At 49.4% G+C, this 17,981-nt stretch carries 16 protein-coding genes; all 16 read right to left on the bottom strand.

The genetic code is table 11. The features are described from left to right. Positions 1–34: 34 nt before the first annotated feature. Positions 35–2,389 (bottom strand): endonuclease MutS2, encoded by a 2,355-nt coding sequence (locus FD01_RS05280; protein WP_056963023.1) that lies wholly within the window; start codon positions 2,387–2,389, stop codon positions 35–37. A gap of 73 nt (positions 2,390–2,462) precedes the next feature. Next, positions 2,463–3,002: a CvpA family protein gene (locus tag FD01_RS05275; RefSeq protein ID WP_056963022.1), complete on the bottom strand. Its 540-nt coding sequence runs from the start codon at positions 3,000–3,002 to the stop codon at positions 2,463–2,465. Beyond that, complete coding sequence (locus FD01_RS05270) at positions 3,002–3,241, bottom strand: cell division protein ZapA (RefSeq protein ID WP_056963019.1); 240 nt, start codon at positions 3,239–3,241, stop codon at positions 3,002–3,004. Before FD01_RS05270 ends, FD01_RS05275 begins: the two co-directional genes overlap by 1 nt. Positions 3,242–3,872: 631 nt before the next feature. Then, a complete protein-coding gene (locus FD01_RS05265) occupies positions 3,873–4,184 on the bottom strand; it encodes a DUF1292 domain-containing protein (RefSeq protein WP_056963017.1) in 312 nt (103 codons plus the stop codon). Positions 4,185–4,198: 14 nt separating this feature from the next. Continuing rightward, the gene (gene ruvX, locus FD01_RS05260) at positions 4,199–4,633 is read right to left on the bottom strand and encodes a Holliday junction resolvase RuvX (protein WP_056963016.1); all 435 of its coding nucleotides are present in this window, start codon (positions 4,631–4,633) and stop codon (positions 4,199–4,201) included. Continuing rightward, the gene (locus FD01_RS05255; RefSeq protein ID WP_054714263.1) at positions 4,633–4,893 is read right to left on the bottom strand and encodes an IreB family regulatory phosphoprotein; all 261 of its coding nucleotides are present in this window, start codon (positions 4,891–4,893) and stop codon (positions 4,633–4,635) included. Before FD01_RS05255 ends, ruvX begins: the two co-directional genes overlap by 1 nt. A gap of 386 nt (positions 4,894–5,279) precedes the next feature. Next, positions 5,280–7,922: an alanine--tRNA ligase gene (alaS, locus tag FD01_RS05250; RefSeq protein WP_056963014.1), complete on the bottom strand. Its 2,643-nt coding sequence runs from the start codon at positions 7,920–7,922 to the stop codon at positions 5,280–5,282. A 465-nt stretch (positions 7,923–8,387) separates the two neighbouring features. Further along, a complete protein-coding gene (locus tag FD01_RS05245) occupies positions 8,388–9,278 on the bottom strand; it encodes a hypothetical protein (protein ID WP_054714261.1) in 891 nt (296 codons plus the stop codon). A gap of 88 nt (positions 9,279–9,366) precedes the next feature. Then, entirely contained in the window at positions 9,367–10,707 is a 1,341-nt protein-coding gene (locus FD01_RS05240; RefSeq protein ID WP_056963012.1) for a DEAD/DEAH box helicase, read from the bottom strand. Continuing rightward, positions 10,707–11,657, bottom strand: coding sequence for a DHH family phosphoesterase (locus FD01_RS05235; RefSeq protein WP_056963010.1), 951 nt, complete (start codon positions 11,655–11,657; stop codon positions 10,707–10,709). Before FD01_RS05235 ends, FD01_RS05240 begins: the two co-directional genes overlap by 1 nt. A 1-nt stretch (position 11,658) precedes the next feature. Further along, positions 11,659–12,975: a DRTGG domain-containing protein gene (locus tag FD01_RS05230; protein WP_056963008.1), complete on the bottom strand. Its 1,317-nt coding sequence runs from the start codon at positions 12,973–12,975 to the stop codon at positions 11,659–11,661. Positions 12,976–13,034: 59 nt separating this feature from the next. Beyond that, entirely contained in the window at positions 13,035–14,141 is a 1,107-nt protein-coding gene (dinB, locus tag FD01_RS05225) for a DNA polymerase IV (protein ID WP_056963006.1), read from the bottom strand. A 314-nt stretch (positions 14,142–14,455) separates the two neighbouring features. Then, positions 14,456–15,940, bottom strand: a complete 1,485-nt coding sequence (gene zwf, locus FD01_RS05220) for a glucose-6-phosphate dehydrogenase (RefSeq protein WP_056963004.1) — start codon at positions 15,938–15,940, stop codon at positions 14,456–14,458. 34 nt (positions 15,941–15,974) lie between these two features. Beyond that, positions 15,975–16,631 carry a metal-dependent transcriptional regulator gene (locus FD01_RS05215; protein WP_054714259.1) on the bottom strand — a complete coding sequence of 219 codons (657 nt, stop codon included), beginning with the start codon at positions 16,629–16,631 and terminating at the stop codon, positions 15,975–15,977. Between the two features lie 322 nt (positions 16,632–16,953). Continuing rightward, a complete protein-coding gene (locus FD01_RS05210) occupies positions 16,954–17,526 on the bottom strand; it encodes a DUF6574 domain-containing protein (RefSeq protein ID WP_152164641.1) in 573 nt (190 codons plus the stop codon). Next, complete coding sequence (locus FD01_RS16000) at positions 17,526–17,933, bottom strand: zinc-ribbon domain-containing protein (RefSeq protein WP_152164640.1); 408 nt, start codon at positions 17,931–17,933, stop codon at positions 17,526–17,528. Before FD01_RS16000 ends, FD01_RS05210 begins: the two co-directional genes overlap by 1 nt. Positions 17,934–17,981 lie beyond the last annotated feature (48 nt).

Raw genomic sequence — 17,981 nt, 5'->3', positions numbered from 1 at the left:
TTTTTTCTACTATTAAACGGTCAACTTGCCACAATTATTTAAACTGGACGATGGTCGCGCCTGACCCACCGGCATTTTGCGGTGCAAAGCCGAACTTCTTGACTTGACGGTTGCGTTGCAAGTATTGGGTGACCCCGTTGCGAATCGCACCAGTGCCTAACCCGTGCACAATGGTGACTTGCGCATAACCAGCTAACAAGGCTGCGTCGATATATTGATCCAAGTTGGTCATCGCTTCTTCATAGCGTTGACCGCGTAAATCCAACTTCGTCGATGGGCCAGTTGCGCCTTTGACCACCGTCACGCGGCGTTTAGGCGTTTGCGATTTCTCTGGTTGGACTTTTTCGATTTCGTTAGTCGCCAAAGTCATGCGCATGATGCCGACTTGCACTTCCCAATGTTTGTCGTCAACTTGCTTCAACAATTCACCAGTTTGGTCATAAGCTAAGACTTTTACCGTGTCGCCGCGATGTAAGGCTTGCTTGTTTTTGGCTTGGCGTAAAATGCGGTTTTTCGGCTTGGCCTTTTCTTGATGCAAGTTCTTCAGTTCTGTGGTGGCTTCGATCAACTGATTTTCTTTAACGTTCGTGCCGGATTGCAACTGCATTTGCCGCAGATTCTTGACGATTTTTCCCGCCTTGGTTTGGGCTTTGTCGACAATTTCATTGGCACGATCTTTGGCTGCATCCATTTGGCGCTCACGTTCTTGGAAAAATTCTTCGTAAGCCTTTTGCAATTGATCATGCAAGTCTTGCGCTTCTTTGAGCTGGTGTCGGGTTTCCAAGTATTCAGTTTCTGCGGCTTTACGCTGAGCTTCCAAGTCGGAGATCATGTTGTTGAGTTCATGAGAGTCATCGGCGATCAACGACTTGGCTGCCGTGACAATCGTTGGATCCAAGCCTAAACGCTGCGAAATGTCAAAAGCATTGGAACGCCCAGGCACCCCGATCAACAAGCGATATGTCGGCTGCAACGTGGCGGCATCAAATTCCATCGACGCATTAATAGTGCCTGGCGTGTTGTAGCCGTAGAGTTTCAATTCTGGATAGTGGGTTGACGCGACGACTTGCGCGCCAGCAGCCCCAACTGCATCCAAAATGGCAATCGCCAACGCGGCCCCTTCTTGCGGATCCGTCCCAGCGCCGAGTTCATCAAATAAAATCAGCGCATGGTCATCCATCGCATCGAGAATTTCAACAATGGTTTTCATGTGCGCACTAAACGTCGACAAGCTTTGTTCGATCGATTGTTCATCCCCAATATCCGCAAAGACATTGGAGTAAACCCCGATCACGGAGCCTGCCTCGGCTGGGATAAATAACCCGGATTGGCCCATTAATTGCAACAAGCCGAGGGTTTTAAGGGTAATGGTTTTCCCGCCAGTGTTTGGTCCCGTCACCACGATGGCTTGGTAATCGGCGCCTAGTGTAATGGTGTTGGCGACGACTTTATGCCGATCGATCAACGGATGCCGCGCTTCAATTAAATCCACATGATTTTCCGCAGATACTTCTGGTTCTGTCGCTTTAATGTTTTTAGCATAGCGGGCTTTGGCATTGATAAAGTCAAAATGCCCAAGCACTTGGTTGTTATTGCGCAACTCGCGCGTGTAAGGTGCCACTTCATTGGTGAGCTCCGCCAACAAGCGCTCAATTTCCGCTTGTTCTTCGAGTTGCGCTTGGCGCAAGCGGTTGTTCATTTCCACAATGGCTTGCGGTTCGATGAACAAGGTTTGACCACTTGCCGATTGGTCATGCACCACGCCACCGAATTGCCCACGATATTCCGCTTTAACTGGAATGACATACCGATCATCGCGAATGGTGATGATCGGATCTGATAAATATTTGGATGAGCTGCCATGCGTATAATTTTCCATCCGGCTACGAATTTCGCCTTCAAGATTTTTCACTGCTTGGCGAATGCCGTGCAGTTCTGGACTGGCTTCATCAGTCAAACTACCATCTTCATCGACGGCAGTGCCTAAACGTCGCTCCAAAGCAGGCAAGGCAGTGAGTTGTTGTTGCAAGTCATACACGCGCCGTAGTTCTAGGCGTTCGTTTAAATCGTTGAGAAACTTATCAACGGCACTGACGGTTTTCAATACCCGGCCAATGGCTGCCAGTTCACGACCATTCAACATTGCCCCGATATCCACGCGCCGCAAAGCCGGGTCGATGTTTTCCAGTTGCGGGACAGGAATGCCGCCAGCTAACCGTAAAATCGAGGCCCCATCAGCGGTTTCATCCAAAGCGGTTTGTACCGCATCCGGGTCGCTACTTGGTTGCATTTTCGCGACTAAATCAGTCCCAGCCGCAGTATTCACTAACCCTTGCAAGGCTGAGCGAATCTTGCCGTATTCCAAGGTTTTTAATATTTTAGAATTCATAATTCCTCCAAAACGCGAAAAAAATCGACGTCAACACCCGGTGTCACCACCGTGAATTGCCGTCGAATTAACATTACGCCACGATCCACAAATTCGTGAATAGTTGCGTCAAGCCTGGGGTATAGCGCACGATCGCCGAAGCAATGCCAGAATGCGCCAACATGTCTTGAATCCCTGACACTGGAATCAACGCCAGCAAGTACAAAATCAGGAAAACAAATAAATACCCCATCAAAAAATTCATCGCACCACCGATCACTGCGCTCATGGTTTCATCCGCTTTGCGATAAGTCAGGTCATGAAACCACATCGCCACAAACCGCGTGATCAGCCAGCCGACCATCAACATGAACACAAACGCCACGCCATTATAAAAGGCATGGTCTAAGGTCAGCCCGACTTGATGCGTGAAAAAGACAAATTTACTTTGTTCAGTCGCACTGGGATACGGCACCCATTGCGTCATAAAGACGCCCAACGGCAGGTAGGTGAACCGCGCCAGTACTAGACTTAATAAATATCCCACCACATGGACGCCTTGTAACCACATCCCGCGCCGCGCGCCGGAGTAACAACAATACGCCAAAATGGCCACAACGATCAACGATAGCATTAATTATCCTCTTCTAACTGTTGCGCTACTTTGGCTTTGACTTGATCGGACAAGGCATTAAAAGCCAATAGTACCGCAGCGTCTTGCAAGGATAAGTCTGGCGCTAATTTTTGGATCTGGGTGAGTTGTTGGTTGAGCAACTCCGTGGTCGCTTGAAAATGCGCCGTCGACCCAGGGCCGATGATGGTGTACGACTTACCTGCAATTTCGGCTTTAAAGCGCCGCTTTTCTTCGGTCAAAAGGCTTGCCTCCTCGATAATATACCAGACTATTTTACCATGAAATGTAACTTTACAAAAGCACTGCTAAATCGGGTGGTTTGCCCTTGGGACTCCGGCTGGCTCACTGCGCCATAATGAGGGTCCTCGGCCGAGCTAACTTTGACAATTCGCTTTCGCTCATTGACAAAGTGGATCTCGACCTGCGGAGCACTGTAAGCGATAAGTCGCTAACAGTGCTCTCACTATGGCGCAGTGGCCAGCCTCCGTCCCAAGTGCAAACCACCTTGACAGTACCTCGTCCATTAAATGATGAAAATGAATTGCCTGAACGATACGAAAATAATAATCGCCCTAAAACCGGCATCATGATCGTTGCATGTTTAATCCGTCGTGAAGGGACATGAACCCAGAAAATCGGGGGACGGAGACCAAAAGTGCGGCGGCGGGCTGATCATCAGCCGTGGGATTCTTAGCGGTTTACCGCTTAGAATCCAGCGAGAAGAAGATCCACTCGCGGTTTTTGCGAGTTAGCTTCGACGAGCGACATTGCGTTCCATGACCAGCCCGCCAGAGTACTTTTGGTTGGCGTTCACCGATTTTCGTCCCTATTCAGGTCCACACAAAAAGCGGCACAAGGCCGCTTTCTGGTTTAGTCTTCGTCTTCGTCAGCTAAGAAAGTGTTCAACACTTCTTCGACCATCGACCATTCATCATCGTCTTCGATCGGGTATAAATCACCTTGGCTAGCGTCGCCATTGGCATCTGGGGTAAAGGAGAACGCTTGGATCTCGAGTTCCTCATCGTCGCTGGCGCTTTCTGGGTACAACAGCACATAAGACTTGCCATAATCTTCAGAGTCGAAGGTAAACAGCACTTGGTATAATTCTTCGTTGCCTTTGTCATCGATCAACGTGATTTGTTGGTCGTCTGCACCTGGTTTGACGTTTTCTTGTTCTGCCATAAGGGCCTCCTTGGTTATTGCTTGGTCAATTTGCCATGTCCGTCTAAATAGTTTTGTAAGATCATTTGCGCAGCGAGCTTGTCGATCACCTTTTTTTGCTTTTTACGGCTGGTGTCGGCTTCTTCAATCAACATGCGAGACGCTTCAACCGTGGTCAAGCGCTCGTCGGTAAAATCAACCGGCAAGCCAAAACGTTCTTCCAACATCGCCCCATACTCGCGCGCTTTTTCAGCCCGAGGGCCTTGGGTGTTGTTCATGTTTTTGGGCAAGCCGCAGACAAAGCCAGTGACCTCGTATTCTTTGACGATTTCCGCCACACGATCGAGGCCAAACTGCCCTTTGTCTTCGTTGATGCGAATGATCTCAAGGCCTTGGGCGGTCCAACCGAGCGGATCGCTTAAAGCCACGCCGACAGTTCTAGAGCCGACGTCACAGCCCATTAATCGCATCAGTCTTTCACCTTGCCAAGATAGTTACGAACGAGCTCTTCAATGATCTCGTCGCGCTCGTGCTTGCGGATCAAGTTACGAGCATCGTTGTAGCGCGGGATATAAGCTGGGTCGCCGGAAATCAAGTAACCGACAATTTGGTTGATCGGGTTGTAACCTTTTTCCTCTAAGGAGTTGTACACCGTTTCAAGGGTTTCGTGAACGTTCTTCGGGTCGTTATCGTGAAAGTCAAAGTGGACCGTTTGATCTAATGTGCTCATTCCTAACACCTCTATTCTGTCCAATTCATCTTTATTCTACTTGATAATGCCAAAAAGCACAATGAACCGCGCGGATTTTCGCAAGCGTTACCAAGGTTTTGTCACAATTGGTTGGCGATTTGGGCTTGGGACTCCGGCTGGCTCATCGCTGCATAGTGAATGTCCTCGGTGGAGCTAACTTCAGTTACTCGCTACGCTCCTAACTAAAGTGGATCTCCACCTGCGGAAAGCAGTAGGCGGTAAACCGCCAACTGCTTTTCCACTATGCAACGACGGCCAGCCTCCGTCCCAATCCCCAATCGCGTCTACTGATCACCAACGTTAATCGGCATCAATCATGTCGAATTTTACCGATGCGTTGATGATCAAAAATTTAAAATTCAGTTTTACAGTTCAGCTAATACTTTAACGGCTTCAGCCAGTGCATCTGGAATCCCAGCAGGGTTCTTCCCACCAGCTTGGGCCATGTCGGGACGACCACCGCCGCCACCTTGCACTTTAGGCGCAATGGCTTTGATGATGTTGCCGGCCTTGACGCCTTGCTTGATGGCTGCATCTGATACTGCGACTAACAAGTTGGCTTTGTCGTTAGCTTCAGTAGCCAAAACTAAGACATCAGAAGCATTCTTGGTCTTCCATTGGTCAGCCAGTTGCCGCAACTCGTTCATGCCTGCGACTTTGAGTTGGGCTTTGATCAACGAATACTTGCCTGCAGGCTCTGCGGAATCAAACAAGCCGCTAGCTTGTTGAGAAGCCAACTTCGCTTGTAAGGCTTCCACTTCTTTGTGGGCAGCTTTCAAATCACTTTGCAAACTTGCGACTTTAGCCGGCACTGCGTCGAGTTGTTCAGACTTCACAACTTGAGCGACTTGGTTCAACAAGTTTTCTTGATGGGTCAAGTATTCAAACGCTTCTTTAGAAGTGACCGCTTCGATCCGCCGGGTGCCAGCCCCGATCCCAGATTCACCAGTGATCTTGAATAAGCCTAACGCACTGGTGTTGGTTGGATGCGTGCCACCATCGAATTCTTTGTTGAAGTCGCCGATGGTCACAACACGGACGGTGTCGCCGTACTTGTCACCAAACATGGCAATGGCGCCTTCTTTTTTGGCGTCTTCGATCGGCATTTCTTTCCAAGTGATCGGCAAGGCGCGCCAGATCTGGGTGTTAACAATTTCTTCAACTTGTTTGAGTTGTTCTGGTGTAACTTGGCCAAAGTTGGTGAAGTCAAACCGTAAGTAGTCAGGTTCAACTAAGGAACCAGCTTGATGGGTATGATCGCCTAAGACTTGACGCAAAGCGGTATCCAACAAGTGGGTCGCGGTATGGTTCATGGAAACCTTTTGACGGCGAGTGAGTTCAACTTGCAAGTGGTAAGTGGCACCAGTTTCCAAGTGACCTTCAACGTCAACCGTGTGCAAATTTTGGCCGTTTGGCGCATGTTGAACGTCAGTGACTTTGGCAACCACGGCACCATTTTCATCCACGATGTCCCCATGGTCGGCAACTTGGCCACCCATTTCAGCATAAAATGGCGTTTGACCAAAAATCACTTGCGCCACGCCTGCTTCAACGTGATCAACTAAGGTGTCATCGACGATAATGTTCATTAACTTGGCATCATCATCGGTATCCGTCCAGCCAGTGAACTTCGAGGCGGTTTCAATGCTCATGAGTAACTTATCTTGGTTACCCATGGATTGCGCATCCCCACGAGCAGCACGCGCACGGTCGCGTTGGGCTTGCATGTTTTCTTTGTAACCGTCCATGTCGACGGTCAAGCCATCATCTTCGGCGAGTTCGGCAGTCATTTCCACTGGGAAGCCGAACGTATCAAACAACTTGAAGGCATCAGCGCCAGGGATCACGGTTTTGCCATCCGCTTTAACTTTCGCAATGGTTTGGTTGAGCATGGTGACGCCGGCATCCAAGGTTTCACGGAAGCGCGCTTCTTCAGAACGAATGACTTTTTCAATGAAGTCTTTGTTCTTTAACACTTCTGGGTAGTAACTTTGCATGATTTCGCCGACCACTGGGACTAATTGATACAAGAAGTCCTTTTCGATGCCGAGTTTCTTCCCATTTAAAACGGCGCGACGGATCAAGCGACGCAACACGTAGCCACGGCCTTCGTTAGATGGCAAAGCACCGTCGCCGATGGCAAAGGTCACCGTCCGGGCATGGTCAGCGATAATTTTGAAGGAAACGTCATCTTTATCGTTGGCATTGTATTTTTTGCCAGCAGATAAGCTTTCCGTTTTTTCAATGATCGGCATGAATAAGTCGGTTTCAAAGTTAGTGCGAGTACCTTCAATAACCGAAACCAAACGTTCCAAGCCCATGCCGGTATCAATGTTTTTATGCGGTTGGTCGACATAGCGGCCATCTGGCAAGTGGTTGAATTCTGAGAACACGATGTTCCAGATTTCTTCGTAGCGTTCGTTTTCGCCACCAGGGTAGTTTTCTGGATCGTCTTCGGCGATATCATTGAAGCTTTGGCCACGATCAAAGAAGATTTCAGAGTCGGGACCACAAGGACCGACACCGATATCCCAGAAGTTGTCTTCCACATCAAAAATGCGGTCTTCAGACAAGCCCACGACTTCATGCCAAATGCGCTTGGCTTCCGTATCCTTTGGGTAAACGGTGACGTAGAGTTTGTCTTTGTCTAAGCCTAACCATTCGTCAGAGGTCAAAAATTCCCAAGCCCACGGAATCACTTCTGGTTTAAAGTAATCACCAACTGAGAAGTTCCCCAGCATTTCAAAGAACGTCAAATGGCGAGCGGTTTTGCCGACATTTTCAATATCGTTAGTCCGAATAGATTTTTGGGCGTTGGTGATCCGAGGATTCTTAGGGATCACAGAACCGTCAAAATACTTCTTTAACGTGGCCACGCCTGAGTTGATCCATAACAAAGATGGGTCATTGACTGGGATCAAGCTGGCAGATGGTTCGATGTCATGGCCTTTTGACTTGAAAAAGTCCAGAAACATTTGCCGGATCTGAGCTGAGTTGAGTTGCTTCATGAGTTCCTCCTAGAATTTGTGGTTTTAGACATAAAAACACCGCTGCAATTCAAGGACGCTTGCGCGCGGTACCACCTTGTTTGCAACGATGTTGATCGTTTACCACTTCATTGATTAATGTTTAATTGTCGATCAGGGAGCACAAGTCACTACCGTCGCCGCGTTCTCAATTTATCGCGACTTCCTGTGGATCGGAGTCATCACTTGCATATCCTAACGACGTCATTATACGGATACCGCCGGGTCGTGTCAATGGGCGCTGTTGTATGTGACCGGTAGAAGTTCCGTAGGCAGGCCGGCACGAGGTGAGGGTCCTCGGCGGAGCTAACTTGATTCATTCGCTGCGCTCATGAGTCAAGTGGATCTCCACCTGCGGGTTCATGTAGGCGGTAAGCCGCCAACATGAATCTCACCACGTGCCAGCCAGCTTGCTCCATCCCGACCAGGAACCCACCGACACCTCACTCAGTCCACGGTGATCAACGTTACAGGACGATAAGAGTGCTGGATAAATGGCACATCTTCAACAGCACGATAAGCTGGCGACCATTGCAACAACCCTTCCCCACGCTTATCTGGGCCAACCAGTAATAATTCCGGCGCGGTGTCACTAGTTTTCACGGTTAATCCGAAGCGGTTGGGAAGATAGGCTGGAAGCTCATCAAGGTTTTGATTACCCCATGGGAAGACTTGCGCGATGCCGCCACCTTGCAAGTATTCATACTGATCTTCATTGGGCAAACTTTGGCCGAATCCGCCAAGCGCTTTGATCAAGGACTGCGCCGTCCAATCATGCACCAAGCGCACTTGATAATGATGCGCACTTTGTTGGATCAAACGAACATGGCCACTTTCAAGGATCGGTGGCCATGACCCAGCATCGGGATCTAAGCTATCAGCATGACGATTCAACAAGGCCAAAACAGTTGGTTTATACGGCACATAGGCAAAATGATTCCCACGAAAAACATGCGTCAATAAGTTCACTTGCCCGATCACTTGTTCAGAAACCGGGATTGCTTGGCGCGCGACTAACATCGGTGGGATATCGACATAACGTTTTGGCGAAAGTTGAGCGTCAGGGAGTTGAGCCAACAATGCCTTCGTCGCTGAATCCTCGCGATCGACGCCTAGTGGCACTTGCAAGGCTCCTGGCACAAACCGTAACCACTGCCCCCCGATCAAAGTATCAAAGGTGTTCAATGTTTGCCCAAAATAATCCACGGACACCGGCACTAAGGCGTCCACGGACAATAACGGACTTAAGAAGTACCGCGTGAGTTGTTGCAAAATAAATTTTTGACGATCAGGGTCAATGCTTGCCCATTGCGGTAACAATAAATCTGCTTGTGCCATACTTCCCCACTCCTTACAAAAACAAACGGCGACAAGTTCAGCGGAGACTATTGAATAGTCTTGCTTGAACAAGTCTCCGCTTGTCAGTTTACTTGGATTTCTTGGCTTTACGCGAGGCCCGCAATGCTTCACGCTTTTTAACGCGAGCGTTGAACCATTGTTCTTTGGCTTCAGCCTTTTTGATCTTCTTTTTGTAGCCAGGCTTATGTTTCTTGGCTTCTTTGGCAGCCAGGCCGCGGATCTTCAAACTGCGCGGATCGACTTTGGCTTTGCGGGTCACCCGGCGATTGCGGTCGTAGGAATCGACCACTTCGCCATTTTTGATGGCTTTCGGCGTAAAGTGAATGCCCAGATGTTCGAGTTCGGCAATTTGGTCTTCTTGGCCTGGTGTGTACAAGGTGATGGCCGTCCCATGCATCCCGTTACGTCCAGTCCGGCCGACGCGGTGAATGAAGAATTCGTTATCGCTTGGGATTTCAGCGTTGATCACATGAGAAACGCCTTTAATATCGATCCCACGTGCTGCCAAATCCGTAGCCACCACGTATTGATACTTCAACGCGGCGACTTCTTTCATCACGCGCTTGCGTTCGCGTGGTGGAATTCCGCCGTGAATCTTAGCCACTTCTAAGCCTTGATCCGTCAAGAATTGATGAATGTGGTCGACGGCATGCTTTGTGTTGGCAAAAATCAACACTAAGAATGGTTGGCCGATCGTCAATAATTGATAGATCAGTTGGTTCTTGTCCCGGCCTTTCGCCGCGATCAACCAGTTATCCACGGTGTCAGCGATGACTGATTGTGGCTTCAAGGTGAAAATCGTTGGGTTGGCCATGTACTTTTTCAAGAAGGGTTCGAGCTTTTGTGGGATCGTGGCCGAAAAGACTAACATTTGTAAATCTTTCGGGAAGGTCGCCGCAATTTGATCGACTTGGTTCAAAAAGCCCATGTCTAACGTCATATCGGCTTCATCGACGACAAAGGTTTGCGCGGTGTGCGCCGCCAAAGCCCCAGACTTGATCAAATCTAAGATCCGACCAGGGGTGCCGATGACTAATTGCGGTTGGTTGTTTTGCAGTTTTTCGATTTGCTTGGATTTGTCAGTCCCGCCGACATAGTTGTGAATACGCAAATCTGGTAAGTGCTTGGCTAAAGTCGTTGCCACCGTGTAAATTTGCGTGGCCAATTCACGACTAGGCGCCGTGATCACAGCTTGCACCGTGTCTTCTTTGGCGTCTAATTTTTCTAAAATCGGCACTAAAAAGGCGTGAGTTTTGCCAGAACCGGTTTGGCTTTGGCCAATCACAGACTCCCCGCGTAAAACGGCTGGGATCACTTTTTCTTGGATCGCCGTGGGGGTGTCGATGTGCATGTCCGCTAAGCCGTCGATGATCGGCTGGCTCAACGCGTATTGCTTAAAAGTTGCCATTAATGCTCGCTTTCTGCCACTAAGGCTTCGAGTTGTTTTGTAATTGCTTCAATTTCTTCGCGGTTTTGGGCTCTGGCACCTGAGGCCAAAGGATGCCCGCCACCGTTGTGTTGCTTGGCCAAACCGTTGATGATCGGGCCTTTGGAGCGCAAGTTGACGCGATAAGGTTCACCGTCTGCTTGTTCGACGAAAATCACCCAAGCCACCACTTCGCCTAAGCGTCCAGGCGTGCCAACTGCCGCATGCACTTGATCTTTGGTCAAACCCAGTTCGTTGACGACGCTTAACGGGATTTCAACAGAACCCGCACCAGCTTCTGAGATGTGCAAGTGGTTGAACACGTAGCTTTGCAATTTGGCTTGTGCAAAGCTGATCGCATTCATCCGGTTATTCAAAGCAGTTGGATCGAAATCTTCTTGAATCAACGCCGCAGCGACTTGCAAGGTATGTGCTGAGGTATTGTTGTACAAGAATCTGCCAGTGTCACCGACGATGCCAGCGTATAACAGTCGGGCCACTTGGGCGTTAAGTTTCAGCTGACCGTTGCTGTGTTGGATCAAGTCAAAAATCAATTCCGAAGTGGAACTGGCGTCTGGCACGACCCACAGCAAATCCCCGTATGCATCATCATTGGGGTGATGATCGATTTTGATCAAATACTTCCCAGTGTTAAAGCGCTGATCAGAAACCCGTGGCGTATCAGCCGTGTCGACTGCGATCACTAACGCATTTTGATAATCGGCATCTTGGACGTCATCCATAGTGGACAACCAATCTAGGTTCCCGACTTCCCCGCCGGCTTTTAACACGCGCTTGTCCGGGTAAGCCGCTTGAATGCTGGCCGCTAAGCCGCCTTGTGAGCCTAAGGCGTCGGGATCTGGATTAACATGGCGGTGAATGATGATGGTATCATACGCTTTGATTTGCGTGAGAATGTCGTCTAACAACATCTTAATTCCTTTCCAGCAATTGGCAAGTGACCAATGCTTTGGCAACTGGCAAGCCGTCAGTTTGCAATTCGATATCTAACGTCGCTTCATGGCGAGTCAATTCCAAAGGCCGCACATGAATGTTGACGGTGGTTTCCAACTGGATCGGCCGGAAGGTGTGCAAGGATAACTGCGCTACCAACACATTCCGCCGGCCTGCCCGGTTCAAAAAGCCAGTCGCCGCCGTGTTGACCGCTTCATTCAACACCCCAAAACTCAAGGTGCCCAGTTGATTGGTCATCATCGGCGTGGTGTGCAGCCGGTAATCGGCCACGTCAACGCGCGTGGATTCGATCAAACTCATTTGCCGGGCAACTTGGTCAGCATATGTGGCCGCATCGCGATTGTGATTGAGGTCGGCCATGCTGGCAAAAACCGCATGCCGGGTGACAATGCCGAGCAATTGCCAAGAATCATCGACCACTGGCAACACATCTAAGCCGTTGCCTTGCATGGTGTGACCCACACTGGTGATCGAAAGATATGGTTTAACCGTCAGCGGATCTTTGACCATCACACGTTCCAACGGCGTCGTGGTTTTTTTGCTGTGAACTTGGGCATCGGCGACCATGCCGACTAAGCGCCCACCCGCAGTGATGATCGGCAAGGCAAAATCACTGCGATCGCCGCGCAAGCGCAAGAAATCCGCCACGGTGCCATCAGGCGTTGCGGTTTTGACCTTGCTCAATGGCGAGTACACCGCGGCCACTGTCAAAATGTCTTGCTTGATCGCTTGATCAGATAACGCCCGGTTGATCATCGTCGCCACGGTGAAGGTGTCATAGCTGGTTTGCATCACCGGCAAACTTTCCGCATTGGCTTTGGCGATCACCGCATCAGAGGTCATAAAACCCCCAGTGATCAACACCGCGGCCCCATTTTCTAAGGCGAGCTTTTGCGCATCTTCACGGTTCCCGATGATCACCAAGGCATTGGGCGTGATGTAGCGGATCATTTCATCTGGCGTCATCGCCCCGATCACAAACTTGTCGAGTTTTTTGGTCAGCCCAGCAGAGCCGCCAAGCACTTTGCCGTCGATCAGCTTCAGTAACGCTTTTAATGTCAACGAGTCGATGTTGTTGATCGGCTTTTGCTCGATGCGAATCGTTCCGACCCGTTCGATGGTCGACACTAATCCGGTATTTTCAGCTTCTTTGATGGCACGGTAAGCCGTGCCTTCAGAAACTTGTTGTTGCTTGGCAATGGTGCGCACCGAAATTTTCGTGCCCACTGCCAAGTTGGCAATATATTGTAGGATTTGTTCATGCTTTGTCGCCATCATCTTACCTCACGTGTCCTCAGTTAGGCTAAGTATAACACATTTCACAGCTGTACCAATCACAGTGGCAGATCAAGATTTTCAAATTGTTGGGCTTCAAGGCCAGTGACGGTAATGCCAAGTAGGCGAATCGCAATTTCTTGGGGTTTGATTTGTTCCCACAACTGCCATGCCACATTGAAAATATCTGTGGCTTGATTGATAAACTGTGGCAAACTGGTGCGTTTGGTAATGGTGTTAAAATCGCGATCGCGCACTTTCAATACCACGGTTTTGCCATGTTTTTGTTTACTGGCCAAGGTTTCAGCCACCATTTCTGCCAAATGCTTGAGTTCTTGTTCGACTTGTGCATCGGTGGTTTTCACGGCACGATAGGTCCGCTCTTTGCCGATCGACTTGCGATCGCGCACCAGCACTGGGCGATTATCGATGCCGCGCGCATGTTGATACAAGCCTAAACCCATTTTGCCAAAACGCTGCACCAAGTCTACTTGACTGTATTCCAGCAGATCCGCGCCATTTTGAATGCCCATATCTTCCAGCACCGGTTTGGTTTTTGCACCAACCCCTCGAAACTCACCGATGGCCAACCGTTCCAAAAAAGCTTGGGCTTGTTCCGGTAAAATCACCGTGCGGCCATTGGGCTTGTTGTACTCACTGGCTTCTTTGGCCAAAAACTTGTTATACGACAAGCCGAAGCTGCAAGTCAGGTTTGTTTCTTTTTTAATGGCTTGTTGCAACCAAAGTGCCAAGTCGATAGTGGTTTTGAAATCCTTGTTTGCCGTCACATCAAGATAGGCTTCATCTAATGCCACTGGTTCGATCAAATCGGTGACTTGATGAAACAGCGCGTGAATTTGATCGGACACTGCATGGTATTTGGTAAAGTCCGGGTCTTTGAAGGTCAACACTTTCTTCGGAACGAGGCGCAAGGCTTCTTGGGCACTCATCGCTGAATGCACCCCATATTGCCGCGCGACATAATTGGCTGTGGTGACCACGCCTTTGCCCCCGGTTTTGCGCGGATCATGCGCGATCACCAAGGCGCGCTTTTTCAGCGACGGATCGTCGCGTTGTTCGATCGACGCATAAAACGCGTCCATGTCGATATGCAAGATCCGCCGGCTGGTATCGTTGATTTCTGGTACTGATAACCATTCGCCCATTGCGCGCCTCCTTTCGATCGTTGATCGTGTATTTTAGTCTTCCACCACGCCTCTGCCACGAAAATTTTTGGGCGTAGCGCCTTGGCGACACTGCGGAAAACTGGACAAGTCACTTCCGCACACAAATTTTCTCCGTTGACATGACTGATTTACAAATGAAACACGCTCACGTTTCGGCATCGTTCCGTATGTTGAATAGTTGCATTAGTATTGCCGTCACGCGCTTCATGGCCATCAGGCGGGTTTGCATCAAAGACACAAACGGGGTCAAGACGAAAACGTCGAGACCCTGTGTGCATTACTACCATTATAAACTAGTCAGCCATTTTAACGTGAGTCGGTTGCCAGTGCCACTCATTGCCATCACGGGCCAACAAGTCAAAGCTTTCCTTTGGCCCCATGGTGCCGGCTGGATATTCTGGCATGGTGGTATTGTTTTGCCAAGCATCAAGAATGGAATCGACATATTGCCAAGTCTTGGCCAATTCCGTCCAGCGGGTGAAGTTGGTTTGATCGCCTTGCAAGGCATCTTGAATCAAGCGTTCATATGCTTCTGGCGCTTGCTTGGCAAGTTTGGGGTCATGGCGAAAGGCTAAGTTTTCTGGGATCAAGTCATTGCTTTGCCCTAACTTTTTGCCGTTTAAGACCAAATCGAAGCCTTCACTTGGTTCCACACAAATGGTCAAGGTATCAGGCTCATCGGACGTGTTGAACAAGTTGTCTTTAGCCGGCTTGAATACCACCGTGATTTGGGTGGACTTGCGCGTCAAGCGTTTGCCAGTGCGGACATAAATCGGCACGCCTTCAAAGTCTGGAGTATCCACTAAGATCTTCCCAGCCACAAAAGTATCCGTCAAAGAATCCTTAGCGACGCCAGTTTCATCCCGGTAGCCAGTGACGGCATCCCCATCGATCACCGCTGCGGTGTATTGCCCACGAACAAAGTTGTCACAAGCCTCTTCAGGGGTATACACATGCAAGTGATCAAAGACATCGCCTTTAACTTTGTGCACCGCTTCAGACGTCAATGAGTCTGGCTTGGCCATGGTGAGGTCCGCAACTAGTTGCATCACGTGGTTTTGGATCATGTCACGGATCGCACCGGATTGTTCATAATAACCGGCCCGTTCTTCGACACCGACTGCTTCTGCCAAAGTGATTTGAATATTTTGGATAAAGTCTTTATGCCAAACATTTTCGATCATCGGATTAGCGAAGCGCAAGGCCATGATGGCTTGGGCCATTTCCTTGCCTAAGTAATGATCGATGCGATAGATCTGCGATTCATCAAAGGTCGCCGTGATCGAATCATTCAAGGCTTTAGCAGACGCGTAATCATGACCAAATGGCTTTTCGATCACCAACCGGTTGAAGCCGTTATCCGTCAACAACGCTTCGGACTTCAAATGTTCAGCGATGGTCGCAAAGAAGTTCGGTGCCATGGCCATGTAATAGATCCGGTTGCCGCCGACTTGATACTGATCGTCGAGCTTAGCTGCCAATGTTTTCAACGTGATGTAGTGATCGGCATCGGTGACATCATGTGATTGATAGTAAAAATGACTGGCGAAACTTTGCGCCTGTTCTAACGTCGCACCAGGCATGGTTTTAACGGCATCCACCACGATTTCGCGTAAATGTTCGTCAGACCAAGGCCGCCGGGCGGTCCCGATCACGGCAAAACGTTTTTGCAAATAGCCGCGTTGAAACAATCCAAACATGGCTGGATAAAGTTTGCGGCGAGCCAAATCACCTGACCCACCAAAAAGAATGATCACTGCTGCTTGTTCTTTTGCCATAAGCTCCTATTACTCCTATTGCGTTAACAACGTGTTAGTCCACGATCGCCGGATCGATGAAAATATGTGCCGCACGCACACGATCAACGGCTAAGTCTTTGTCAGTGCGCGTTAAATGCAAGGTGATCGTTGAATCTGACACCCCAACCACCGTAAAGTGGTCTTCAATTTGTAAATCAATATCGCGAATGTAATCCAACACCACGACTTCATCGACGACCCGCTCAATATGCCCTTTTTCGCCAACTTTGACATTGGACAAAGGTTTGCGGCTTTGATCAAAATAATGCCCATCTGCATCTGGGATCACCCCACCATGCGGGCAGTATTGTGGATGGCCTAACATTTCGGCCAAGCGATCAGCCATGTCTTGTGTCGTCGCGTGTTCCAAACGTTCTGCTTCTTGGTGAATCGAATCCACTGGATAATGCAGTGATTCCACCAAAAAGACTTCCCACAACCGGTGATTACGCACTAATAAAGCCGCCCGCTTTTGGCCGGTGGCTGTCAGTTTGATCCCTTGATACGGGGTATGGGTCACATAGTGTTGTTCAACTAATTTGGTGATCATCTCGCTGACCGAAGCCGCCGAAACATCCAAGCCGATCACGATTTGCTTGTTTGAGATCAGCTGGGTGTCCCCGCCCAGTTCAAAAATCATTTTAAGATAATCTTCTTTATTAGGTGTCATAACTCATCCTTACTTTTAGTGGCAATTGTCTAAGTCTATTATGGCATGAAATCGCCAAAAATAGAAGTCGACGGTCGGCAAACTTTATAAAATGACACGTTGTCACGAAAAAGCCCCGGCAAATGTTTGTCGCCACTAAATTTCACCGTCACTCATCCTCTAGTAGTGTACCTTTAATCTTTCAGCTCACCCGACCAACTGCTTTCTAAACGAACAAAAAGATCTCCTATCATGGAGATCTTCCTAAACGATAAATTTATGTTTCAGCCCCAGTTGACGCAAAACCCCAAAAACTTACGACAAATATGACAGTTTTTTTAATTTAGAACAGGTTTTCCAACATCGTGAAGACGGAGCCACCGAAGATGGCAACGATCAAGCCGATGACGATCGACAGCAAAACGTTGATCAACAAAATGCTGTACAAGCTGTCGAAGCCGGCCTTTTTGCCGTGAGACAACGCGATTTGGTACATCGCAATGCTTTGGATGCTGTAAGAAAGAATCATCAAGATCATCAAGATCCAGCTGACAGCGAGCCCGCCGAGCAAGCCGAGAATTGCGATTGCAGCGCTGAAGAATACCGGCAGCGCTAAGTAGCGCCCGTATTCCGTCATCGCTTGCAGATAGCCTTGTTGCTTCGGCGCGATCACGCGCTGAGCGAAGTACCCAGCGGAGAAGATCGCAATGTTGATCACGAAAAACAGGACCAACAAACGAATCCCGGTACCGAAGATGATCGAAGAGCTGGCTTGGCTGGCTGCCTGGGTGGCTGCCGTCGAATCGGTGCCAAACAGGCTGTTGAATCCACTTTCGGTGTTGGACACAAAGCCAGAAGCCGCAGACGTCGCGTTAGATAATAGCTTGACAAAAGCGATCATGTCGAATAATGCCATCAGCACCATCGACGCGAGCCCGAAGAATTTGTTCCCCCAATGCTGTCGTCACTCGGATGAGCGACGGAACGGATCAACCAACCCCAATAATTGCGACTTGCATGCTTGGCCTTCTCCAGCGTTTCGTTAGGCGCAGCCGGTGCCCCTGCACCCGGTGCGGCCTGTTGCTGATAATTCGGTGTCGGCCCAGCTTGATCCGGTGTCGGGCTAGCTTGGCCAGGCGTCGGCTGTGGAGCCGGCTCTGGTTGCGGTTGGCTTGCAGCCGATTGTGATGCAGCCTGTACCGGTCCCTGTTCCGGTTGCGGCTGTGTCGGTTGGCTCTCAGTAACTGGGAACTGATAGCCACAGTTGATGCAGAACTTTACGGTATCCGCCATCTCTTTGCCACATTGTGGACATGTTTTCATAGTTATAATCACGCAAGCGCTGCGCCCTTGCCCAAAAGGCAATGAAAA

Origin of the sequence: Lacticaseibacillus manihotivorans DSM 13343 = JCM 12514 (assembly GCF_001435035.1) — a bacterium.
GTDB lineage: Bacteria > Bacillota > Bacilli > Lactobacillales > Lactobacillaceae > Lacticaseibacillus > Lacticaseibacillus manihotivorans.
This window is presented reverse-complemented; position numbering and strand designations above follow the sequence as displayed.